Source organism: Arthrobacter sp. AOP36-C1-22 (assembly GCF_052377515.1).
GTDB lineage: Bacteria > Actinomycetota > Actinomycetes > Actinomycetales > Micrococcaceae > Arthrobacter_H.
Genome location: NZ_JBQSWW010000008.1, coordinates 48,841 through 70,664 on the forward strand (window position 1 = coordinate 48,841; position 21,824 = coordinate 70,664).

At 68.3% G+C, this 21,824-nt stretch carries 21 protein-coding genes and 1 tRNA gene; 4 read left to right on the forward strand and 18 right to left on the reverse strand.

Features of this window, described 5'->3' with window-relative positions:
* Positions 1–210 precede the first annotated feature (210 nt).
* The 3 genes from guaA to ACT3S6_RS06555 form a co-directional block, all read right to left on the reverse strand.
* On the reverse strand, positions 211–1,797 hold the full coding sequence (guaA, locus tag ACT3S6_RS06545; protein ID WP_444554245.1) for a glutamine-hydrolyzing GMP synthase: 1,587 nt from the start codon (positions 1,795–1,797) through the stop codon (positions 211–213).
* Between the two features lie 63 nt (positions 1,798–1,860).
* The gene (locus ACT3S6_RS06550) at positions 1,861–2,265 is read right to left on the reverse strand and encodes a DUF3817 domain-containing protein (protein WP_444554246.1); all 405 of its coding nucleotides are present in this window, start codon (positions 2,263–2,265) and stop codon (positions 1,861–1,863) included.
* Positions 2,262–3,071, reverse strand: coding sequence for an SURF1 family protein (locus tag ACT3S6_RS06555; protein WP_444554247.1), 810 nt, complete (start codon positions 3,069–3,071; stop codon positions 2,262–2,264). Before ACT3S6_RS06555 ends, ACT3S6_RS06550 begins: the two co-directional genes overlap by 4 nt.
* Positions 3,072–3,189: 118 nt before the next feature.
* On the opposite strand from ACT3S6_RS06555, the gene ACT3S6_RS06560 reads away from it, so the two are divergent.
* The 3 genes from ACT3S6_RS06560 to ACT3S6_RS06570 are packed head-to-tail and all read left to right on the forward strand — an operon-like array spanning position 3,190 to position 5,283.
* A complete protein-coding gene (locus ACT3S6_RS06560; RefSeq protein WP_444554248.1) occupies positions 3,190–4,329 on the forward strand; it encodes a serine hydrolase domain-containing protein in 1,140 nt (379 codons plus the stop codon).
* A complete protein-coding gene (locus tag ACT3S6_RS06565; RefSeq protein WP_444554249.1) occupies positions 4,326–4,679 on the forward strand; it encodes a hypothetical protein in 354 nt (117 codons plus the stop codon). The genes ACT3S6_RS06560 and ACT3S6_RS06565 overlap by 4 nt, the downstream gene beginning before the upstream one ends.
* Positions 4,663–5,283 (forward strand): hypothetical protein, encoded by a 621-nt coding sequence (locus ACT3S6_RS06570; protein ID WP_444554250.1) that lies wholly within the window; start codon positions 4,663–4,665, stop codon positions 5,281–5,283. Before ACT3S6_RS06565 ends, ACT3S6_RS06570 begins: the two co-directional genes overlap by 17 nt.
* A 35-nt stretch (positions 5,284–5,318) precedes the next feature.
* Here ACT3S6_RS06570 and ACT3S6_RS06575 read toward each other — a convergent pair whose 3' ends face one another.
* The 3 genes from ACT3S6_RS06575 to ACT3S6_RS06585 are packed head-to-tail and all read right to left on the reverse strand — an operon-like array spanning position 5,319 to position 8,722.
* Positions 5,319–5,819, reverse strand: a complete 501-nt coding sequence (locus ACT3S6_RS06575; RefSeq protein WP_444554251.1) for a PTS sugar transporter subunit IIA — start codon at positions 5,817–5,819, stop codon at positions 5,319–5,321.
* The gene (locus ACT3S6_RS06580; protein ID WP_444554252.1) at positions 5,788–7,557 is read right to left on the reverse strand and encodes a glycerol-3-phosphate dehydrogenase/oxidase; all 1,770 of its coding nucleotides are present in this window, start codon (positions 7,555–7,557) and stop codon (positions 5,788–5,790) included. The genes ACT3S6_RS06575 and ACT3S6_RS06580 overlap by 32 nt, the downstream gene beginning before the upstream one ends.
* A 1-nt stretch (position 7,558) precedes the next feature.
* The gene (locus ACT3S6_RS06585) at positions 7,559–8,722 is read right to left on the reverse strand and encodes a GuaB3 family IMP dehydrogenase-related protein (RefSeq protein ID WP_444554253.1); all 1,164 of its coding nucleotides are present in this window, start codon (positions 8,720–8,722) and stop codon (positions 7,559–7,561) included.
* Positions 8,723–8,942: 220 nt separating this feature from the next.
* On the opposite strand from ACT3S6_RS06585, the gene ACT3S6_RS06590 reads away from it, so the two are divergent.
* The gene (locus tag ACT3S6_RS06590; protein WP_444554254.1) at positions 8,943–9,947 is read left to right on the forward strand and encodes a carboxylate-amine ligase; all 1,005 of its coding nucleotides are present in this window, start codon (positions 8,943–8,945) and stop codon (positions 9,945–9,947) included.
* Positions 9,948–9,975: 28 nt separating this feature from the next.
* On the opposite strand, the gene ACT3S6_RS06595 is transcribed toward ACT3S6_RS06590, so the two are convergent.
* The 12 genes from ACT3S6_RS06595 to ACT3S6_RS06650 form a co-directional block, all read right to left on the reverse strand.
* Positions 9,976–10,049 (reverse strand) — tRNA-Leu (locus ACT3S6_RS06595).
* A 114-nt stretch (positions 10,050–10,163) separates the two neighbouring features.
* On the reverse strand, positions 10,164–11,543 hold the full coding sequence (locus tag ACT3S6_RS06600) for an NAD(P)/FAD-dependent oxidoreductase (protein ID WP_444554255.1): 1,380 nt from the start codon (positions 11,541–11,543) through the stop codon (positions 10,164–10,166).
* Positions 11,544–11,585: 42 nt separating this feature from the next.
* Positions 11,586–13,070 (reverse strand): S8 family serine peptidase, encoded by a 1,485-nt coding sequence (locus tag ACT3S6_RS06605; protein WP_444554256.1) that lies wholly within the window; start codon positions 13,068–13,070, stop codon positions 11,586–11,588.
* Between the two features lie 43 nt (positions 13,071–13,113).
* A complete protein-coding gene (locus ACT3S6_RS06610; protein WP_444554257.1) occupies positions 13,114–14,067 on the reverse strand; it encodes a Ppx/GppA phosphatase family protein in 954 nt (317 codons plus the stop codon).
* Positions 14,064–14,795 carry a DUF501 domain-containing protein gene (locus ACT3S6_RS06615; protein WP_444554258.1) on the reverse strand — a complete coding sequence of 244 codons (732 nt, stop codon included), beginning with the start codon at positions 14,793–14,795 and terminating at the stop codon, positions 14,064–14,066. The genes ACT3S6_RS06610 and ACT3S6_RS06615 overlap by 4 nt, the downstream gene beginning before the upstream one ends.
* Before the next feature lie 21 nt (positions 14,796–14,816).
* Complete coding sequence (locus ACT3S6_RS06620) at positions 14,817–15,743, reverse strand: septum formation initiator family protein (protein WP_444554259.1); 927 nt, start codon at positions 15,741–15,743, stop codon at positions 14,817–14,819.
* 123 nt (positions 15,744–15,866) lie between these two features.
* Positions 15,867–17,147: a phosphopyruvate hydratase gene (gene eno, locus ACT3S6_RS06625; RefSeq protein ID WP_444554260.1), complete on the reverse strand. Its 1,281-nt coding sequence runs from the start codon at positions 17,145–17,147 to the stop codon at positions 15,867–15,869.
* A gap of 77 nt (positions 17,148–17,224) precedes the next feature.
* On the reverse strand, positions 17,225–17,959 hold the full coding sequence (locus tag ACT3S6_RS06630) for a MazG nucleotide pyrophosphohydrolase domain-containing protein (RefSeq protein ID WP_444554261.1): 735 nt from the start codon (positions 17,957–17,959) through the stop codon (positions 17,225–17,227).
* Positions 17,946–19,127, reverse strand: coding sequence for an adenosine deaminase (locus ACT3S6_RS06635; RefSeq protein WP_444554262.1), 1,182 nt, complete (start codon positions 19,125–19,127; stop codon positions 17,946–17,948). Before ACT3S6_RS06635 ends, ACT3S6_RS06630 begins: the two co-directional genes overlap by 14 nt.
* 74 nt (positions 19,128–19,201) lie before the next feature.
* Positions 19,202–19,870 carry a DedA family protein gene (locus ACT3S6_RS06640; RefSeq protein WP_444554263.1) on the reverse strand — a complete coding sequence of 223 codons (669 nt, stop codon included), beginning with the start codon at positions 19,868–19,870 and terminating at the stop codon, positions 19,202–19,204.
* Positions 19,871–20,056: 186 nt separating this feature from the next.
* Positions 20,057–21,367: a thymidine phosphorylase gene (locus ACT3S6_RS06645; RefSeq protein ID WP_444554264.1), complete on the reverse strand. Its 1,311-nt coding sequence runs from the start codon at positions 21,365–21,367 to the stop codon at positions 20,057–20,059.
* Between the two features lie 39 nt (positions 21,368–21,406).
* The gene (locus tag ACT3S6_RS06650) at positions 21,407–21,823 is read right to left on the reverse strand and encodes a cytidine deaminase (RefSeq protein ID WP_444554265.1); all 417 of its coding nucleotides are present in this window, start codon (positions 21,821–21,823) and stop codon (positions 21,407–21,409) included.
* Position 21,824: the final 1 nt, after the last annotated feature.

A 21,824-nucleotide genomic window follows, 5' to 3' on the forward strand; every position in this document is an offset into this window, starting at 1 on the left:
CCTTGCATTTGGTCCCCCCCTCAGTACCCGCCCGGCGCGGGGTGATGGAGATCGGCCGGTGCGCGATCCTCGGCGCACGCCACTACTTAAGGTACGCGACCCCGGCCCCTCGGCGCTTGATCGCAACACGTCGACGACGGGTCAGGACGACGAAGAGAGGGCCGCAGGCCCTCCCTCCGTGTCAGGCCAGGGTCCGAGGGGACCGCGGGCCTACTCCCATTCGATGGTTCCCGGGGGCTTGCTGGTCACATCCAGGACCACCCGGTTGACCCCATCGACCTCGTTGGTGATGCGGTTGGAGATCCGCGCCAGCAGATCGTAGGGCAGCCGTGACCAGTCGGCGGTCATGGCGTCCTCGGAGGACACCGGGCGCAGGACGATCGGATGCCCGTAGGTGCGGCCGTCACCCTGGACACCCACCGACCGGACGTCGGCCAACAGAACGACCGGCATCTGCCAGACTTCCTGGTCCAGTCCGGCGTTGGTCAGCTCGGCGCGGGCGATGGCGTCGGCCTTGCGCAGCAGTTCCAGGCGTTCCTCATCGACCGAACCGATGATGCGGATGCCAAGCCCCGGGCCGGGAAACGGCTGACGCTGCACGATTTCGGCCGGCAGACCCAATTGGGCTCCGACGGCACGGACCTCGTCCTTGAACAGTTCGCGCAACGGCTCGACCAGTTCGAACTGCAGATCCTCGGGCAGACCACCGACGTTGTGGTGGCTCTTGATGTTCGCGGCGCCTTCGCCTCCCCCGGATTCGACGACGTCGGGGTAGAGGGTGCCCTGGACCAGGAAGCGCACCGGTTCGCCGGTATCGGCGGCTTCGGACATGATCGCCGCCTCGGAGGCTTCGAACGCGCGGATGAATTCGCGGCCGATGATCTTGCGCTTGGTTTCGGGGTCGGTGACGTCCTTCAAGGCGCTCAGGAAGCGTTCGCGTTCGTCGGCGACATGGAGTTTGGCGCCGGTGGCAGCCACGAAATCGCGTTCGACCTGTTCGGCTTCGCCTTCGCGCAGCAGGCCGTGGTTGACGAAGACACAGGTGAGCTGATCGCCGATGGCCTCCTGGACCAGGGCCGCCGCGACGGCCGAATCGACGCCGCCGGATAGTCCGCAGATGGCCCGGCCGGTGCCGACCTGCTCACGGATGCGGGCGACCTGTTCCTCCAGGATGTTCCCGGTGTTCCAGCTCGGTTCCAGTCCGGCACCGTTGAACAGGAAGTTCTCCAGGACCCGCTGGCCGTAGGAGGAATGCTTGACCTCGGGGTGCCATTGGACGCCGAAGAGCCGTTTGTCCTCGTGGGCGAAGGCCGCCACGGGGGCTCCTTCGGTGGAGGCCAGGACATCGAAGCCTTCCGGCGCTTCCTGCACGGAATCGCCGTGGCTCATCCAGACCTGCTGGTCCTCAGGCAGCCCGGCCAGCAACGACCGGGAGACCCCGGTGGAGGTGGCGTCGGTGGACCCGTATTCGCGCAGGCCGGTCTTCGCGACCGTTCCGCCCAGGGCGTTGGCCATCGCCTGGAAGCCGTAGCAGATGCCCAGGACCGGCACACCGGCCTCGAACAGGTCGGGGCCGACGCTGGGGGCCCCGTCGGCATAGACGCTGGAGGGTCCGCCGGAGAGGATGATCGCCGCCGGGTTCCTGGCCAGGATCTGCTCGGTCGTAAAGGTGTGCGGAACGATCTCCGAATATACGTTGGCCTCACGGACGCGGCGTGCGATCAGCTGCGCGTACTGGGCTCCGTAGTCGACGACCAGAACCGGCTGGTGCTCTGGGGTGGGTGCTGGGTTGCTCACGCGCTCCAGCTTAGTCGCCAGTGGGCATCGGCCGCACCTTCACCGTCGGCGCCGCGTTTTGCCTCAGTACCGTTTGGCGGCCTCGGGATGTTCGTGCAACTCCCGCTCGACCTCCTTATGGACCTTCTTCTCCATGTAGAAGGAGAGCAACGGCACCACCCCACCCAGGGCGATCGTGATGAACCTGCTGAAGGGCCAGCGCATCTTGGACCACAGGTTGAAGTCGGCCAGCAGGTAGACCACGTACATCCAGCCATGCACGATCAGCACGGTCGTGGACAGGTTCAGCGACCCGAGGTAGGCCTCGAAGGAAAAGGCATATTTGGCGATCATCTCCACGCACAGCAGCAGCAGCATCACGCCGGTGGCGTAGGCGAGCACCCGGTAGAAGGTGGCTGCCGTGCGGATTTGTGCCGGGGTTCCGGCGAAGCGGCGCTTGCGGGGTGCTGGGGCGGGTTGCTGGGTCACTGCTGGTCCTCGTGGTTCGGGGGGATGGTTGGTGTGTGGGCTTCGGCCAGGGCGTCTTCGATGTCCTCTTGTTGGCGGCGGTAGTCGTCGGCCACCAGACGCCACCAGAGGAAGACGGCAAAGCCGGCGAAGACGACCCATTCGATGCCATAGAAGATGTTCAGCCAGTTCAGCGGCTGTTCCTGGGGCTGGGGTCCGACGTGGACCTCGTCCAGTCCCACGGAGGCGGCCCCGGCATCCGCCCCGTCGGGCCCGGTGACCTCCGAGGCGACGATGAAGCCGCTATAGGAGGGCACGTCCCAGAGGTTGATGAGTTGGGCGACCGAAAGGGCGCGCAAGGACGGATCGTCATCGGGTTTCTCATCGACGGGAGCTTCGGTGGGCAGCAGCCGCCCGGTGACTTCCAGCTCGCCGGCCGGCGGCCGCGGCGGGGTCGTGGATTCGGACTGCCAGCCACGGACGACCGGAATCGTGTTGTGCCCCGGGGCGCCGTCGACGGCGAAGGCGGAAACCACCCAGTATCCCTGGACCCCCTCCTGGACACGCCCCCTGACCAGGACTTCCTTGTCCTTCAGGAAGTGCCCCTTGGCGCTGACGACCTGGTCGGCCACGGATTCGAACATCACTGTTTCGGGTTCGAAGTGATCGGTCAGCGGCACCGCCGTTTCGGTGGTGGATACCGGTGGTGGCGGGGCATCCTGGGATCTGGAGAACTGCCATTGGCTCAGCAGCACGAAGCCGCTCGCCAACAAAAGGGCCCCCACCAGAGCGAGGATCCATTTGGGCTTCAGGGCAGTCTTCAACACATACCCAACCGTACTTCGATTCTCTGTAGAAGAGCGAATGCATCGTCGGTATCCATCACCCAAAAATCACGTCAATAAGATATTGACATTGAATCAGCGTCAAGGAAATATTGACGCCATGCTTTCCTCCCCTTCCACCGATCACCGCTCGCGGACGACGAACCGCCGGATCCCCTGGGTCATCGCCGCGGTGACCATCGCCGTCCTCCTCGTGGCCGCACCACGGGCCCTGCCCGCCGCGGCACCGACCGGGGACCAGGATTTGGGAACCCGGATCGGCCACGGCCCCGAGGCTCCCGCCGGGAATTTCGCCGCCGCCGTCATCGAGGACGGTAAGATCGACTTCGCCGGACGCGGCGCCGATGAGCACACGGCCTTCGAACTCGGCTCCATCAGCAAGGTCTTCGGCGGACTGCTACTCGCCGATGCCATCGACCGTGGGGAGGTCAGCGCGGACACGACGCTGGGCGAGATCCTCGGCTACCCCGCAGACGGGTCGGGGGCCATCACCCTTCAACAACTGGCCACCCACACCTCGGGTTTGCCGCGCTTGCCGCTCTCGGTGCCCTTCTACGCCAAGACCCTCGCCTCGATATTCGCCAACTCGAACCCGTATACCCAGTCGGTCGATGACGTGATCGAGCTGGGGCGCACCGCACATCCGAAGGCCGATCCCGGATTCGCCTACTCGAATTTCGGGGCGGCCCTGCTGGGGCAGGCCCTGGCCCGGGTGACGGGCACCAGCTATCCGGCGCTGGTCGCCGAACGGATCACCGGCCCCTTGGGAATGGACCGCACGTGGGTCGAACCACTGGACGCCGCATCCGCCTCCGCGGACCGGGGCACGGCACCACGGTTGGCCACGGCCAGTGCTACAGGGCATCGGGCCACGGGACACGTGGCCGGCGCGTGGCCCGCCGGGGGCTTCGCCCCGGCCCTGGCCATCCACTCGACCGCCGGAGACCTGTCCCTCCTGGCCCAGGCCGTGCTGGATGGAACCGCCCCGGGAACCGACAGCTTGAATCCGGTGACCGCGGACGATAGCGGGGGGCAAGTGGGATTGGCCTGGATGACCACCGCGGAACCAGTCGACTCCCCCGCTAGTGGAGAAGTCGTCTGGCATAACGGGATGACCGGCGGATCCGCCTCGTATCTGGGCCTGCTGCCCGACGGAGAGCGTGCCGTCGTCGTGCTCTCCGCTACAGCCCGCGGCGTCGACGAAGCAGGACTCGGTCTCCTGGACGGAGGCAGCCGTTGAACACCTTCATCGCCTACGCGGTTCCTGTCATCCTGCTGGCCTTCACGGCCCCCTGGTGCTTTCGGATGTTGCGCACGAGGACGGCTGAACCGGCGCTGAACCGCATCTCCCAGTTGATGTCCATGACGGCCCTTGCCGCCTTGGGAATGGTGGCCCTCCGGGCCGACATCGTCCCCTCGTGGACCTGGTGTCCCACCGCGGTCGCCGTCGGCGTGGGTGCCGTTGCCCTCAGCGCCCGCTGGCCGACCCTGGTCCGGTCGGGCCCGGCGGACCGGCGGATCCGCACCGTCGTGTCGCTCGTGATCGAGAGCATGGTTCTGGTAGTGGTCTTATATGGACTCCTTCGCTAACGCCACGGCCGAGACGACGGCACGGGCCCGCCGTGCGGTCGAACTGGCCGGCCGGCTCGCGGACCCCCTCGAAGCGGACGGGGCCGTGACCGCCCTGCGGCAGGCCGAGGAGTTGAAGTACCTGGCCGATGATCTCCTGACCGCCGCGGCATCCCGGGCCCATGATGCCGGTCTGAGCTGGCAGGACATCGGCAACCAGTTGGGAATCTCCCGGCAGGCCGCCTACCAGCGGTTCGCCGTGGGCAACCCGGCCGACGACGAACGGCGGCGCGAGGACCACGCGCTCCTCGACCAGGTCCGGAGGCTATTCGCGGCCATCGATTCAGGCGGCCTTGAACGGATCGGCGCGGAATTCACCCCACGCATGCTGGCCCAGGTCCCCCCGTCCACCGTCACGGCGCTGTGGGCCGATGCCATCGGATCCCTCGGCCCCTTCGATCGGCTGACCGCAGCCACGGTGCGGCGCAACGGCTCCACCCGCTTCGTGCACTGTTCGCTGGTCTTTGCCGACGGTCTGCTCGATGGCCGGGTCGCCGTGGACCGTTCGGGCAAGGTCGCCGGTCTGCTGATCACCGACCCGGGGTTCACCCCGCCGGCCGGCTGACCCGGCCCGGCAGGTGCCGGCCGGCACCGGATCGACTAGACGTCGGTGAAGTCGACCGTGGAATTGATCAGATCGGCAATGACCTCGGCGTCGTAGGCTCGGCGCAGGGATTCACGGAAGGACGGCTTGACCAGACTGCGGGCCAGGGTGGCCAGGACCTGCAGATGCACCGAATAGCTTCCGGCGGGTGTCGCCAGGAGCAGCACGACCGTGGCCGGGCCGTCGACCGACCCGAAATCCAAGGAGTGTCCGAACGCCGTGATCCCCACGGCAATGGAGACCAGGTCGGCGTGTGCGGTCCGGGCATGGGGCATGCCGATCCCGCCGGGCAGCCCGGTGGCTAGTTGGTGTTCGCGCGAATTGACCTCGCCGACGAAGCCTTCCAGGTCATCGATCCGACCGGCTTCGAACAGTCTTCCGGCCAACAGCCGGACGGCCTCCTGCCGGTCGGCCGCCTCCATTTCCAGGACGACCAGTTCAGGGGTCGTGAGTTCATCGTTCTGTTCAGTCGCGGACGGGGACAATATCTTCAACATTCAGTCGTGTTTCATCGGCGGACTCGTCGTCGGGCTGCTCCTGGCTGGCGCGTTCGGCAGCCACGCGGGCTTCGTAGAACGCGACTTCGCGATCGCACTGCGCCTGGCTCCACCCCAGCAGCGGGGCCATGATCCCGGCGACGACCGGGGCCGCCGCCACTCCCCGGTCCCACGATTCAATGGAGACGCGGGTTCGGCGGGTCAACACGTCCTCGACGTGTCGTGCCCCTTCATGGGTGGTCGCGTAGACGACTTCGGCGGCCAGGTAGTCGTCCGCGCCGGGCAGCGGGCGGGCCAGATCCGGGTCGGCGGTGGCCAGGGCCAGCACATCGCGGGCCAGCGAACCGTAGCGGCCCAGCAGGTGTTCGACCCGGGAGACGTGCAGCCCCGAGGATTTGGCCATGCGGTGGCGGCTGTTCCAGCCCGCCTGGAAGCCCTCCGCCCCCAGCAAAGGGATCGTTTCGGTGCAGGAGGTCGGGGCGTTCAGGTCCATCGAACGCACCGCCTCGTCGATGGCATCGCGGGCCATGACCCGGTAGGTGGTGTATTTGCCGCCGGCGACGACCACCAGCCCCGGGACGGGGTGGGTCACGACGTGTTCACGGGAGAGCTTGGCCGTGGAATCGGATTCCCCGGCCAGCAGCGGGCGCAGCCCCGCATAGACCCCTTCGACGTCCTCGCGGGTCAATGGACGCTTGAGCACCTTGTTCACATGATCCAGGATGTAGTCGATGTCCTCACTGGAGGCCGCGGGATGTGCCTTGTCCAACGTCCAGGCGGTATCAGTGGTCCCGATGATCCAATGCCGTCCCCAGGGGATGACGAACAACACCGATTTCTCGGTGCGCAGGATCAGCCCGACCGTCGACTGGAAGCGGTCGCGGGGCACCACCAGGTGCACGCCCTTGGAGGCCTTGACCCGCAGTTGTCCCCGATCGGTCACCAGGTCCTGGGTTTCGTCGGTCCAGACGCCGGTGGCATTCACGATCTGCTTGGCCCGGACGGTGAACTCCTCACCGCTTTCCTGATCCGCGAGCCGGGCCCCGACCACGCGTCCGGCCTCGCGGACGAAATCCACGACCTTGACCCGGTTGGCCGCCACGGCGCCGTAGTTCGCTGCCGTGCGGACCAGATCCATGACCAGCCGTGCGTCGTCGACCTGGGCATCGTAATAGCGGATCGAACCGACGAAGGCCTCGTCCTTGAGGCTCGGTGCGCTGCGCAATGTCGCCTTCCGGCTCAGGTGCCGGTGGAAGGGCACCCCGCGGCTATGTCCTGAGGCCAGCGACATCCCGTCATAGAGGGCGATTCCCGCCCCGACGTAGGGGCGTTCGATGAAGCGCTTGGTCAGTGGATACAGGAACGGGACCGGCCGGACCAGGTGTGGTGCGATCCGGTCGATGAGCAGTCCACGTTCCTGCAGGGCCTCGCGCACCAGCGCGAAGTCCAGCATCTCCAGATAGCGCAACCCGCCGTGGATGAGCTTGGAGGATCGCGAGGACGTCCCGGCCGCCCAGTCACGGGCTTCGACGATGCCGACCTTCAGCCCCCGGGTGGCCGCGTCGAGGGCGGATCCGGCTCCGACGACTCCCCCACCGATGATCAGCAGGTCCAGTTCGGCCTCGGGCCCCTCCGTGGTCGCCCGCATCGTCTCGAGCGAGGCGGTGCGGAAGGTCGGGTCGAGCACTCCCCTGGTTGACGTGGATCCCGGTTCGCGGTGCTTCATCGGTGGTGTCATGCTACCCAGCTTCGTACGGGGAGACGACGACGTCAACGCGTTGGAACTCCTTCAGATCCGAATAACCGGTGGTGGCCATGGCCCGGCGCAAGGCGCCGATCAGGTTCGAGGTGCCGTTGGTGTGGCGCGAGGGGCCGAGCAGGACCTCCTCCAGCGGACCCACGGTTCCCACGCGGACCCGGTCGCCCCGGGGGCTGTTGTCGTGGTGGGCTTCGACACCCCAGTGCCAGCCGCGTCCCGGGGCCTCTTGGGCCCGGGCCAGGGCACTGCCGAGCATGACGGCGTCGGCCCCCATGGCAATGGCCTTGACGATGTCTCCGCTGGTGCCCAGTCCGCCATCGGCGATGACGTGGACGTAACGTCCCCCGGATTCGTCGAGGTAGTCGCGGCGGGCGGCGGCCACATCGGAGATCGCGGTGGCCATGGGGGCGTGGATGCCCAGGGCGCGACGGGTCGTGGCGGTGGCACCCCCGCCGAATCCGACCAGGACGCCGGCGGCGCCGGTACGCATCAGGTGCAGGGCCGGGGTGTATCCGGCGGCGCCGCCGACGATGACGGGAACGTCGAGCTCGTAGATGAACTGCTTGAGGTTCAGCGGTTCCTGGTTCTGCGACACGTGTTCGGCGGAGACGGTGGTACCGCGGATCACGAAGATGTCCACCCCGGCGTCGATCACCGTCCGGTAGTACTCCTGCGTGCGTTGCGGGGTCAGGGAGCCGGCCACCGTGACCCCTGCGTCGCGGATTTCCGCGAGCCGCGAGGTGATCAGCTCGGCCTGGATCGGCGCCTGGTAGAGCTCCTGCAGCCGGGCCGTCACCGCCGGGTTGACGTGTTCGCCCAGGGTCCTGTCGTCCTCGACCCTGGACTCCAGCGAGGCGATCTCCGCCAGCACCGGCTCCGGGTCCTCGTAGCGGGTCCACAGCCCCTCGAGGTTCAGGACCCCGAGGCCACCGAACCTGCCCAGGGCGATCGCCGTGGCCGGACTCATGACCGAGTCCATCGGGGCACCGATGATGGGGCTGCTGAACTGGTAGGCGTCGATCTGCCAGTTCACTGACACGTCCTGCGGGTCACGCGTGCGGCGGGTGGGGACGACGGCGACGTCATCCAGCGAGTAGGCGCGGACGCCTCGTTTTCCCCGGCCGATCTCAATCTCATAAGTCACCGGCTTAGCCTATCAGCGCCGCCACGCACGGGCCGGGCTTCGTGACTTGGGCCCCCTTCGTCGGCCGATGGCGGCCTCGGCGCCCCGCCGGCCCGAGGAGGGGTGACAGCCACGGCGTCCACAGCTACGCTCGGCTGCAGCGGGGGCCTTCGCCCAACCCTGCGCCGGCACGGCGCACCGGTTCGTCCCTCTTCGGGGCGGACACCAGCCAGGAGGAGATATGAAGTTCGGCATCGAGGAGGATCTCCTGTGCGTGGACCCGGCCACGGGCCGACGCGTCGAGACCGGTGATCCGGGAACCGGCAGCGAGGCCGACGAGGCGGAGCCGGATTCATTCATCTTCCGGACCGGCGCCGAGGCGCTGGAGGCGTTGTTGGAGGATCGCCGGGCGCTGGGGGCGCTGGCGGCCGACGGCGGTGCGATCGCCACGGGGTTCGGTCTGGTTCCCGCGCTGTCCCCCGCGGCGGACCCCTGCGCCCCCTCGACCGGTCGGGAAGGGGGTGCCCTGCGGATCCATCTTCCGGTTCCGACTCCCGAAGAAGGGGTCCAGGTCATGAACCACCTGCGTCGTTGGATGCCCGTCCTCATGGCCCTGGGCGCCAACTCGCCGCTTTGGAACACCGCCGACACCGGATACGCCAGCTGGAGGACGCTACGCAACCGGACCTTGCCCGTCCACGGCATCCCTCCGCACTTCTTCGGCGCCCGCGACTACACCGAACGCGTCGACCGGCTGCTGGAGAGTCCGGGCATCGACACCCAGGACCACGTCGGATGGGGAGCACGGCTTTCCCCCTTGCGCGGGAGCCTGGAGGTCCGCGCCATCGACATGCAGCTGACCGCCGGGGAATCAGTGCTTTTCGCCCTGCTGGTCCGCTCGCTGGCCGTGGAGGCACTGCACCGGTCCCCCACTCCCGATGGCATCACTCCCGAAGAGTCCGACGCCGCCACCTGGCATGCCGCCCGCCACGGCGTGGAGGGGGATCTGGTCGGGCTCCCCAGTTGCGAACGGTCCTCGCCCTCGGCACTGGCCCATCTGATGTTCGACACGGTCGAGGACCATCTGATCGGATTCGGCGATGCCGCCTATGTGTCGGCGGGTTTGCGGGAACTCCTGAATTCCGGGAACGGCGCCGCCCGCCAGCGCGTGGCCTTCGAGCACGGGGGAATCGCCCGGGTGGTCGAATTCGCCGGAGCCGAATTGGTCAGGGAAACGACGTGGTGAGCCGGTGAACCGCCGGCTCCGGCAGTAGTACCCCCAGTCGGACTCGAACCGACAACACAGAGATTTTAAGTCTCCCGCCTCTACCGATTGGGCTATGGGGGCCCGCAGCTAGATCCTACAAGAGCGTCGGCCCCCGGACGCCACACGGCGCCGCGTCCTTCCCGGGATTCGGGGGACGCGGCGCCGTGGGATGCCGGGTTCCGGCGGTGCCGAAGACTACTTGGCTGCGGCCTTGGGCTTCGGGGTGGCTGCCTCGACGAACCCGCGGCGCGGGGTCTGAAGATCGGCGATCTGGGTGATGTCGCGCTTGAACAGCAGGTTGGCGAACCAGTCGCCGGCCACGCGGAACTTGCGCTCGAACGTCGGCATGGCCATGCCGTGGTAGCCGCGGTGGGCGACCCAGGCCGGCACGCCCTTGAGCTGCAGGCCGAGGACCTTGGCGACGCCCTTGCCGGTGCCGAATCCGGCGACGGCACCCATGTTCTTGTGCTCGTACTCGCCCACCTGGCCCACGCCGTAGCGGGTGGCGTAGATGTTCGAGGCCAGCAGCTTGGCCTGGCGGACGGCGTGCTGGGCGTTGGGCACGCAGGTGCCGTCGGGCAGGCCGCCGGTGACATCCGGGACGGCAGCGACATCGCCGGCGGCCCAGGCGCCCTCGATGGGGCCGTCGTCGCCGGTGATGCGCAGATCGGTTCCAACGCGGACGCGGCCGCGCGGCTCGATCGGGAAATCGGTGGAGTGGACCATCGGGTTGGCCTGCACGCCCGCGGTCCAGACCAGGGTGTCGGTCTCGAAGGTCTCGCCGGGGGTCTTCTCCGGCATGTTCGTCAGCTCGAGCGTGCCGTTTTCGGCCTTGCCCAGCGACGTGTTCAGCAGGACCTCGATGCCGCGCGAGCGCATGTGCTCCACGACCCAGACGGCCTGTTCCTCGGTGACCTCGGGCATGATGCGGCCCATGGCCTCGACCATCACGAAGCGGATCTCGTCCTGCTCGACGCGGCTGGTCTTGGCGACGGCGGCGCGCACCAGGTCCTCGAGTTCGGTGATGGTCTCGATGCCGGCGAAGCCGCCACCGACCACCACGAACGTCAGGGCGCGACGGCGGGCTGCCGGATCGCTCATCATCGACGCGGTCTCGACACGCTCGAGGACCTTGTTGCGCAGGGCGACGGCCTCTTCGATGGACTTCAGTCCGATGCCCTCGTCGGCCAGGCCGGGGATCGGGAAGGTCTTGGTGATGGAGCCGGCGGCCATGACGACGTCGGTGTAGCCCAGTTCGAAGGGCTCCCCGTCGGTCGGGACGACGACGGCCTTGCGGTTGGCGTGGTCAACGGCGCTGACGCGGCCGGTGATCAGTTCCGCGTTGTCCAGGTGCGTGCGGTGGGAGACGGTCACGTGGCGGGGCTCGATCTTGCCACCGGCGACCTCGGGAAGGAACGGCTGGTAGGTCATGTAGGGCAGCGGATCAACGACCGTGACGACGCCGCCATGGGCCTTGACCTTGTTCTGCAGCTTCATTGCGACGTACAAGCCGACGTATCCACCGCCAACGACGAGGATGCGTGGGCGATCGGAAAGTTCAGGAGTGTTTGCCATGAGCCCATACTAACGCCATCAACCGCTATGTGAAAGTCTTCACTAGCGACTTTCCGGGAGATCATCGAAAGGATCCCGATCCGCCTCGGAGGCGGTCCATTCCGCATCCGCCACCGTCCCGGCCGCGGCGGCCAGGGCGGCCCGGTTCCGGCGTCGCACCGTGACCACATGCACACCGCCACCGACGATGATGATCAATGCCAGCGCGCCGAATCCGATGACCAGCACCGCCGGCAGCGCGCCGGCGGGATCCTCCGGGGCGACGGCCTCGGGGGCGGCCACCGCCGGGACGGAGGATTCCTCCTCGGGCTTGGCGCTGGGCTTGGAGGCATTGGGGCGGGTGACCTGGCCGCGGCGGTGGACGTGGATCCATTCGGCGATGGTGCCCAGCGGGTTCTGGTCCACCGAGGGGACATCGGTGGTCAGGGCGGCCTCGGCGTCCAGCAGACCGTAGCCGTAGAGGTTGTCCACCCCGGGCTCCCCCGCGTCCTCAGCGGTGGCCAGGATGCGCTGGATGACGTCGCGGGCCTTCATCTCCGGGTACTTCGAACGGATCAGGGCCGCGACGCCGGATACCAGCGGTGCCGCACCCGAGGTCCCTGACCAGTCGGCGTACCCGCCATCGGGCAGCCCGCCCACCAGCGGGTCGGCGGGGGCCGCCACGCCGATGCTGATTCCCTGCGTCGAGGAGTCCCAGCTGGCCTTGCCCTTCTTGTCGACACCAGCCACGGTCAGCACCCCGGGGATGGTTGCCGGCGCCCCGACCTGTTCCATGCCCCCGGCACGGTTCCCGGCGGCGGCGACGATGACGACGTCGTGCTCCTCGGCGTATTTGAAGGCCTCGTCCCAGCTGGTCGGCCAGCTCGGCGTCGTGGACCCCAACGACATGTTGATCACGTCGGCCCCCTGGTCCACGGCCCATTTCACCGCGCGCGGGACCTGCTCGCTGATGGGGACGCCCCCGGGGTTCTCCGACCCCAGCCACAGCGACCCCGAGAGCAGCTCCGCCTTCGGGGCCACACCGATGACGCCGTCGGGGCCGGGCCCGGGTTTGGGGATCTTCACCGGATCGGGTTTCTTCGGCGGATCCTCGTCGTCCTTCTTCGCGTCCTTCACGGCACGCTTCCAGGCAATGGTCTGCTTCTCGTCTTCTGCCTTGGCCTTCGCGATGGCCTTTTCGTTGTTTCCGTGTCCGGCCAGCAGGGTGCCCACCAGGGTGCCGTGCTCGGGCAGCGCGCCGAGGGGTTCGGTGCCGTCCTTGTTCCCTGCCGCGGAGAAGTCGCTGCCGCCGATGACGGTCCCGCTCAGATCGGGGTGCGAGTCGGCGATGCCGGTATCAATGACCGCGACGGTGACGTCCTCGCCCTTGGAGACCTTCCAGGCCTGCTTGATGCCGTAGTCCTTGAGCCAGTATTCGCTGTCACGGATCTGATCCGCCTGGGCAGCGGGGGCGGCGACCAGCAGCGTTGCCGCGGCCAGCAGGCTCGCCAGGAGGCCGGCGGTGGCACGGGTCGGACGTGACGTCACGGGCGGTTCCTTCAAGGGTCGGGGACGACGGCGGGAGGACGGCCTACTGCCGCGCCAACCCGAGGGCGATACCGTCCAGAATATCGTGTTCGCTGGCCACCGCGGTGCGCACCCGGTTTCCGGTCAGCTCGGCGACCCGGAGCAGGATGGTCCGGTAGATCAGCGCCCCGGCGGCAATGACATCGACCCGGCCCGGGTGCATGTACGGCAGTTGTTCGCGGCGGCGCCGCGAGAAGCCCAGGAATTCGCTGGCCGCGGCCTCGATGACCCCGACGGGCAGTTCGGCGCCGTCGATCTTCTCGGGCTGGTAGCTGTGCAGATCCAGCACATGAGCGGTCACCGTGGTGATGGTTCCGGCCACGCCGACCACCCGGTCCACTTCCTGCAGGGGCACGGTCTGCAGCACCGTGTCGATCTGCCGGTTGGCTTCGGCTTCCGCGGCGGCGATCTGCTCGGCCGTCGGCGGGTCGTCGGTGAGGAAGCGTTCGGCATAACGCACGCAGCCCATGTCCATGCTGATCGCCGCGCGCACGCCTTCGCTGCTGCCCACCACGAATTCGGTGGACCCTCCCCCGAGATCGATGACCAGGACGTCTTCCGTGTCGGCGGGCGGCCGGACCGACACGGCGCCGGCGAAGCTCAAGGCGGCTTCCTCCGAGCCTTCGATGACCTCGGGGGTGACGCCGAGCCGGGTGCGGACCCCGTCCATGAACTCATCCCGGTTCCCCGCGTCACGGGTAGCCGAGGTGGCGACGAACCTCACCCGCTGGGCACCGTGCCGGCCGATCAGTGCCGCATATTCATCCAGTGCCTCAAAGGTGCGCTCCAGGGCCTCGGGGGCCAGGTTCCCGGTGGCATCGACGCCCTGGCCCAGGCGCACGATGCGCATCTGGCGGGCCACGTCGAGCAGTCGGATCCGTCCGTCGTCGTCCTCGATGACATCGGCGATCAGCAGCCGGATGGAATTCGTTCCGCAATCGATGGCGGCAACCCTCATGCCTGGCCTCCTGGATCGTGTGGTGCGGGCTGTTGCCCGGTCGTTTCAGCGTGTTCGCGCGCCTGTCGGGCAGCGCTGCGCCGGGCCTTCTTCACGGCAGGGTCCTCGGCCTGGGTCTTGACGTGGCGGCTGCGGTCCTGTGCGGGAACGGGCGCCTCGGTATCCCAGGCCCCCCGGCAGTGGCACCGCTCGGCGGTCCACCATTCGGCGATTCCGGCAATGGCCTCATCGCCCAGCGGGTTGACCCCGGCCCCCGCGGAGAGCGAATGTCCCACCAGCACGTGCAGGCATTTCACCCGGGTCGGCATGCCGCCGGCGGACACCCCGTCGATTTCCGGGACGGCGCCGACTCCGGTGCGCCGGCCAATGGCATCGCGGGCCGCGAGATAGTCCTGGTGGGCCGCGGTGTAGGCGGCCGTCAGCGCCTCGTCCTGTCCCAGGCGTTCGGTCATCGTTGCCATCAACCCGGCGGCCTCCAGGCGGGAAACCGCGGAGGTGATGACCGGATGGGTGAGGTAGAAGGTCGTGGGGAAGGGGATGCCCGAGGCCAGCCGCGGGGCGGTGGTGGCCACCAGCGGATTGCCACAGAGGCACCGGGCCCCGATCTCCACCACATTGCGGGCCGGACGGCCGAGCTGACGACTCAGCGTGTCCAGGTCCCCGGGGGTGGGGACCCGCTGTTCGGCGTCCAGCGCCTCATGGCGCGGTGCGGTGGCGGGATGCTCCACGGATTCTCCTTCAGGAAATGATCAGTCGGTGGCCGAGCGTACAACGGTGTCCCAGAGGGAGTCGACCCACGGCAGGTCGGTCCGGACATCGCCCACGCTCTGCGGGCCCGCGGCGGAATCGTCGCCGGTGGCCCCGACCACCATGTACTTCTTCTCGCCCGGCATGACCAGGTTGATGCGGTTGCGGGCCTGGGCCTTGACGTAGGCCGGGTCGTCCCAGCGGGCAATCTGCGAGGTCAGCTCGGCCTGCTCCTGCTGCTTCTCGGCGATCGAGGCCTGCACTTCGGCGACCTCGGCCCGCTGGTCCATGTAGGTTCCGACGCTGGGTAGCAGCAGGACGGTCACCACGGCCAGGATGACCGCCAGGGTCAGCAACCGTCCGGAGAAGGCCCGGGCCGGGACCGGGGCACCGGCCTCGGTCGGGGCCTGCGTGGCCTCGGGTTCGCGGTGGCCGTTGCCGGAGCGGATCGCCCCGGAGAGTTCCGCGCGTTCGCGCAGCCGCTTCTCGCGGGGCCCGCTCGGGCGTGGCCCGGGACGTTTGCCGGCCGGAGTCGACTTCGCTGCCGACGGTGTGGCCGGTGCCCTCCCGCGGGAGGCCGGCGAGGATTTCGCCGGGGACTTGCCGCTGCCCGGGGCCGCCGGGGTACCTGGCTGCTTCCGCGCGGTGGAGGGCCCTGCGGGCTGCTTGCGGGCCGCCGGCTTATCGGGGGTGGGTTTCTTCGCCGCGGACCGGCCGGCCGCCGATGACGGGGACGGGGAATCCTCGGACGTGTTCCCGGGTCCGGGAGCGGCACCCATCGGGACGACCTTCTGCCGGTTGACCGCCGCCGGGGTGCGGGGGGCGGACGGTGCAGGAACGACGGCGTCTTCGTGGTCGCCGGAGGCGGCGGGGTCGTGCCCCGGCTCGGCAGGCCTGGCCCGTGGCATGTTGGGACGTCGGTTTGCCATGGGTGTCCTTCCGGTCTGCTCGGTGGGTCCGGGGGTGGGCCGGGTGCACGCGCCTGAAAGGCGTGAGGGGAACCGCCGGTGTCCGGCGACTCCCCTCAGCACTTTACGCGTTGCGGTGCGACCTTAGGCGGTGAAACGCGGGAAGGTCGCCTTTCCTGCGTAGAACGCGGCATCGCCGAGCTCTTCTTCGATGCGCAGCAACTGGTTGTACTTCGCGACGCGCTCGGAGCGGGCCGGGGCGCCGGTCTTGATCTGGCCGGCGTTGGTGGCCACCGCGATATCGGCGATCGTGGTGTCCTCGGTTTCGCCGGAGCGGTGCGAGGTGACGGTGGTGTAGCCGTTGCGCTGGGCCAGCGACACGGCATCGAGGGTCTCGGTCAGTGAACCGATCTGGTTCACCTTGACCAGCAGCGAGTTCGCCGTGGCGGAATCGATGCCCTTCTGCAGGCGCTCCGGGTTGGTGACGAAGAGGTCGTCGCCCACGATCTGGACCTTCGAGCCGATGGCGTCCGTCAGGGTCTTCCAGCCCTCCCAGTCGTCTTCGTCCAGCGGGTCCTCGAGGGAGACCAGCGGGAAGTCCTTGACGAGCTGGGCGTAGTAGTCGCTCATCTCGGCGGCCGTGCGGGAGGCCCCTTCGAACTGGTAGGTCCCGTTCTCGAAGAACTCCGAGGAGGCGACGTCCAGTGCCAGGGCGATGTCCTCGCCCGGGGTCAACCCGGCCTTCTTGATGGCGTCGATGATCAGTTCCAGGGCGGCCCGGTTGCTTTCCAAGTTCGGGGCGAAGCCGCCCTCGTCCCCCAGGCCGGTGGCCAACCCGCGTTCCTGCAGGACCGATTTCAGCGCGTGGTAGACCTCGACGCCCCAGCGCAGTGCCTCGGAGAAGGTGGAGGCGCCGACGGGCACGACCATGAACTCCTGGATGTCGACATCCGAGTCGGCGTGCGAACCACCGTTGAGGATGTTCATCAGCGGCACCGGCAGGACGTGGGCGTTCGGTCCACCCAGGTAGCGGTAGAGCGGCAGGTTGGAGGACTCGGCGGCGGCGGAGGCCACGGCCAGCGACACCCCGAGGATGGAGTTGGCGCCCAGCGTCGACTTGTTCGGGGTCCCGTCCAGATCGATCATGATCTGGTCGATGGCCCGCTGGTCGGTGGCGTCCTGGCCGATCAGGGCCGGCTGGATCGTGTCGATGACCGCGTCGACGGCCTTGGTGACGCCCTTGCCCAGGTAGCGGGACTTGTCACCGTCGCGCAGCTCAACGGCTTCAAAGGCTCCGGTGGAAGCGCCGGAGGGCACTGCCGCGCGGCCCAGCGAGCCATCGGAGAGCAGGACTTCGGCTTCTACGGTCGGGTTGCCGCGCGAGTCGAGGATTTCGCGAGCGTGGATGGCATCGATCAAGGCCATGGAAGGTACTCCTTCGTGGGTGGGTTGGGGGCCGTACACAGCATTGGATACGCGGGCACGTTGCCTCGCGTCCCAGCCTAGCCTGTGCCGGGTGTGGAGGAGGAAGTTGGTTGCGCGGCCGTCATGTAACGTGCGACGGCGGTGCGCAGGGACCGTTCGGCGTCCAATCCACGTTCGTGGGCGTCGGCGACGATCCCCAGGAGCAGCTCGCCGAGTTCGGCTTCAGTCTCCACCACCGCGGCGCCCGGCACCGGCGGGGCGGCCGGCGCCCCGGGCCCGCCGCTCCAGCGACGGGCCCGGCCGATCGTCTTATCGGCCAGGGCGAGGGCCGGAAGATGACGCGGCAGCGAGGAGAACGGGTCGGTGCGGGAGGGGTCCTCGGCGCGTTTGGCGGCATCCCAGGATTCGACGATCTCCTGGACGTCCTCGGGGTAGGTTCCGCGCAGGCTGCCGTCGCGGTGGAAGACGTGGGTGTTGCGGCGGATCATCTTTTCGCTCAGATGCGCGGCGATGTCGGAGAAGTCGAAGGCCCCCCGTTCGGCGGCGATCTCGGCGTGCAGGACCAGTTGCAGAAGCACGTCGGCCAGTTCCCCGCGCAATTCGTCGTCATCCTGGCCGGTTTCGATGGCCTCGAGCAGTTCGTAGGACTCCTCGACCAGGTATTCCACCAGCGAGGCATGGCTCAGTCCGGCGGTCCAGCGGCAGTGCCGGCGGAGGTCCGCAATGATGCCCATAAGGCGTTGCGGCTCCCCCGGCGTGCCCGGGCTCCCCCCGGGCCGGGCCCCGCTCATGATCGGTTCAGGCCTGGTCATCGTCCTGGTCATCGCCGTCGCCGGTCATCCCCGCATATTCGGCGTTGATGTACTCGACCAGGGCTTCGCGTTCCTCCAGCGGCAGGAAGGCCGCCTCGGCCGCGTTGAGCGTGAGCTCGAGCAGGTCGTCCAGATCGTAGTCGAATGCTTCGACCAGCAACTCGAACTCGCCCGAGAGGCTCGTCTCCGACATCAAGCGGTTGTCCGGGCTGATGGTGACGGTGAAACCCGTCTGGTAGAGCAGGTCGATGGGATGGGACTCGATGCCCTCGCCGAAGGCCGCGGTGGCCCCGGTCTGCAGGTTCGAGGACGGGCAGATCTCCAGCGGAATGCCCCGGTCGCGCACCCAGTTGGCGACCGGCCCCAGGGTGACCAGCCCGGTGTCCTCTTCGACCTCGGATCCGTCATCGTCGGTGCCACCGAACTGGATCTCGATGTCCTCGGCGATGCGCACGCCGTGGCCCAGCCGTTCGGCCCGCCCGGTCAGCAGGGCATCGACTATCGAATCCACTCCCGCGGCTTCGCCGGCGTGGACGGTGGTGGGGAAGAAGTTCGTGGCCAACAGATCGAAGGCCTCCTTCATCCGCGAGGGCGGGAACCCGTCCTCGGCACCGGCGATGTCGAAGCCGACGGCCCCGTTGCCGCGATGGCGCAACGCCAATTCGGCGATCTCCACGCCTCGATCGGCATGGCGCATCGCGGTGATCAGCTGGCCGACCTGGATGGGCCGGCCACTACCGGCGACGGTTTCAACCCCTTCGTCCAGGCCCTGCTGCACGGCCTGGACGGCTTCGTCCAGGCTCAGCCCGCCGGCCAGATGCTGTTCGGGGGCCCAGCGCACTTCCCCGTAGACGACGCCGTCGTCGGCGAGGTCCTCAACGAATTCACGGGCCACCCGGACCAGGTTCTCGTGGGTCTGCATGACCGCCACGGTGTGTTCGAAGGTTTCCAGGTAGCGCGGCAACGAACCGGAGTTCGCCGATTGGCGGAACCATTCGCCCAGGGCGACCGCGTCGGTGGAGGCCAGTTCATGGCCTGCCGCGGCGGCGAGTTCGATGATGGTGGACGGACGGAGTCCGCCGTCGAGGTGGTCATGCAGCGAGACCTTCGGCAGGCTGCGGAAGTCGAATTCGGGGTCATAGGCGGTATGGATCAGCTCTTCACTCACGTACCCAGCGTACTGGGCGGGGCAACGCAGCGGAACCACTGAATCCCGGGAGCCCGGGACGGCGTTGCCGCGGCTCAGTGCCCCCGCTCGGCGGGGACTTCCAGCAGCGGGGGCGCCGGCTGGGCGTCCGGGGCCTGCGGGTCCGTGCCAAGCCGGCGCCGCAGGACATTGAGGACCCGGTCCACGATGAAGCCGAACACCATGGCGATGGCTATGGACAGGCCGATCCCCAGCAGCGGGTTGTCCTTCATCCAGTGGCCGCCGACGGCACCGATGGTGGTGGAGTAGGCACTCCAGGTCAGGCATCCCAGCACGTCGAGCAGGGTGAAACGGCGGCGGGAGAACCGGGTGGCCCCGGCGGTGAAGTTCACCGCCACCCGGCCGACGGGGATGTAGCGGGCCGTGAAGATCAGCAGGGCGCCCCGTCGTTCGAGTTCCCGTCGGGCGAAGGCGAAGGTCCGTCGCGTCCGTGGACGACGCATCCAGCGGAACCGATCCAGGCCGATCCGCCGGCCGAACCCGTAGGCGATCTGGTCCCCGGCCATCGCCCCGGCCGCTCCGACGACGCCCAGCAGCAACAGCGACGGGGACCCCGAGGCCACCGCGACGGACGCCAGCGCCACCAGCAGCGACTCGCTGGGCACCACCGGCATGAACCCGTCGATCAGGCAGAGCAGGAAGAGCAACGGCAGGATCCACCAGGCGGTCGAGGCATGGAGGATGACCTCGTTGACGATCTCCATGAGGCAGGGTCCCTTGGCTGGAATTATTCCGTCTTCCGGTGGACGACGGCGGCCGCACCCGGTCTTCGTCGGGTGATGCATCCAGTCTGGCCCATCGGACCCGGCCGTGGCCTCCCACCCCGGGATGATTACGGGTCCGACCCGGGTCATCCCCGAGGTCGGCGGACACGCAACCCGGCGGAGCGGCTATTCGGCGATCCGCTCCAGGATCAGGCGTTGGCCGTTCCTGCTGCCTTCGGCGCTGATCACCGCTGCCGACTCCAGTGCCTCCAGGGCCCTGCCGAATTTCTCGGGGGTGTCGGTCAACAAGGTCATCAGCGGTTGGCCGCGGCGGACCACGTCTCCGGGTTTGGCGTGCAGGCGCACCCCGGCCCCGGCCTGGACCTCGTCCTGCCGACGGGCCCGCCCGGCACCCAGCCGCCAGGCCGCCACCCCGACGGAGAGGGCATCGAGTTCGGTGAGCACCCCTTCGGCCTGGGCGTACACGGTCTCCGATTCGCGGGCGACCGGCAGGGCGGCGGCCGGGTCCCCTCCCTGGGCGGAGATCATCTTGTGCCAGACGTCCATGGCACGGCCGTCGGCCAGCGCGGCCGCAGGGTCGGCGTCGTGCACCCCGGCGCCGGCGAGCATCTCCTGGGCCAGCTTCACCGTCAGTTCCACCACATCGGCAGGTCCGCCTCCGGCCAGGACGTCCACGGATTCGGCGACCTCGATCGCGTTGCCGGCGGTGAGCCCCAACGGAGTGGCCATGTTGGTCAGCAGCGCCACCGTCTTGACCCCGGCGTCGGTGCCCAATCCCACCATCGTGCGGGCCAGTTCGCGGGCGTCCTGTTCGTTCTTCATGAACGCCCCGGATCCGACCTTGACGTCGAGGACCAGGGTCCCGGTGCCCTCGGCGATCTTCTTGGACATGATCGAGGAGGCGATCAGCGGGATGGCTTCGACGGTTCCGGTCACATCACGCAGGGCGTAGAGCTTCTTATCGGCCGGAGCCAGCCCCGTCCCGGCCGCGCAGATCACCGCACCGCAATCGGAGAGCTGGTCCATCAGGGCCGCAGTGGACAGCGAGGCGTTCCATCCGGGGATGGATTCGAGCTTGTCCAGGGTTCCGCCGGTATGCCCGAGGCCACGGCCGGACAGCTGGGGTACCGCGACCCCGAAGGCCGCCACCAACGGGGCCAGCGGCAGGGTGATCTTGTCCCCCACCCCGCCGGTGGAGTGCTTGTCCGCGGTGGGCTTGACCGCCCCCGCGGGGGTGCGCAGCGAGGAGAAGTCCATGCGTTCGCCCGAGTTGATCATCGCCGTCGTCCAGCGGGAGATTTCCGCCCGGTCCATCCCGTTGAGCAGGATCGCCATGTTCAACGCCGCCATCTGTTCCTCGGCGATGACCCCGCGGGTATAAGCGTCGATGGTCCAGTCGATCTGTTCGGGACTCAGCGTCCCGCGATCGCGTTTGATGCCGATGATCTCGACCGCGTCGAAGTGCTCGGTGCTCATGCTGGACCTTTCGTCGGTGCTCCGGCCGGATGGCCGGAGCTAGTGCAACAGGGTTTCGGGGCCGAAGGCGTCGGGCAGGACCTGGTCCATGGTGGCGATCCCGCGGACGGTCATCAGTTCCATCCCGGGTCCACGGTGTTCGTAGAGCAATTGCCGGCAGCGCCCGCAGGGCATCAGGATGTTGCCGGTTCCGTCCACGCAGTAGAACGCGCGCAGCCGGCCGCCCCCGCCCATATGCAATTGTCCGATCATGGTGCATTCGGCGCAGAGGACGACCCCGTAGGCGGCGTTTTCGACATTGCAGCCGCTGATGATCCGCCCGTCCTCGGTCACTGCCGCCGCCCCGACCGGGAACTTCGAATACGGGGCGTAGGCGTGTTCCATCGCCGCGGTGGCCGCGATCCGCAGGCGTTCCCAGCCGGCGGGGTCCAGCGGCGTCGTCGGAGGGTGGGGCACG

Excerpts from the sequence above, each read along its gene's own strand:
- ACT3S6_RS06560 (WP_444554248.1), top strand. The coding sequence starts at position 3,190 with ATGCTTTCCTCCCCTTCCACCGATCACCGCTCGCGGACGACGAACCGC.
- ACT3S6_RS06570 (WP_444554250.1), top strand. The coding sequence starts at position 4,663 with ATGGACTCCTTCGCTAACGCCACGGCCGAGACGACGGCACGGGCCCGC.
- ACT3S6_RS06575 (WP_444554251.1), bottom strand. The coding sequence starts at position 5,819 with ATGTTGAAGATATTGTCCCCGTCCGCGACTGAACAGAACGATGAACTC.
- ACT3S6_RS06580 (WP_444554252.1), bottom strand. The coding sequence starts at position 7,557 with ATGACACCACCGATGAAGCACCGCGAACCGGGATCCACGTCAACCAGG.
- ACT3S6_RS06590 (WP_444554254.1), top strand. The coding sequence starts at position 8,943 with ATGAAGTTCGGCATCGAGGAGGATCTCCTGTGCGTGGACCCGGCCACG.
- ACT3S6_RS06600 (WP_444554255.1), bottom strand. The coding sequence starts at position 11,543 with ATGGCAAACACTCCTGAACTTTCCGATCGCCCACGCATCCTCGTCGTT.
- ACT3S6_RS06610 (WP_444554257.1), bottom strand. The coding sequence starts at position 14,067 with ATGAGGGTTGCCGCCATCGATTGCGGAACGAATTCCATCCGGCTGCTG.
- ACT3S6_RS06620 (WP_444554259.1), bottom strand. The coding sequence starts at position 15,743 with ATGGCAAACCGACGTCCCAACATGCCACGGGCCAGGCCTGCCGAGCCG.
- eno (WP_444554260.1), bottom strand. The coding sequence starts at position 17,147 with ATGGCCTTGATCGATGCCATCCACGCTCGCGAAATCCTCGACTCGCGC.
- ACT3S6_RS06630 (WP_444554261.1), bottom strand. The coding sequence starts at position 17,959 with ATGACCAGGCCTGAACCGATCATGAGCGGGGCCCGGCCCGGGGGGAGC.
- ACT3S6_RS06640 (WP_444554263.1), bottom strand. The coding sequence starts at position 19,870 with ATGGAGATCGTCAACGAGGTCATCCTCCATGCCTCGACCGCCTGGTGG.
- ACT3S6_RS06645 (WP_444554264.1), bottom strand. The coding sequence starts at position 21,367 with ATGAGCACCGAGCACTTCGACGCGGTCGAGATCATCGGCATCAAACGC.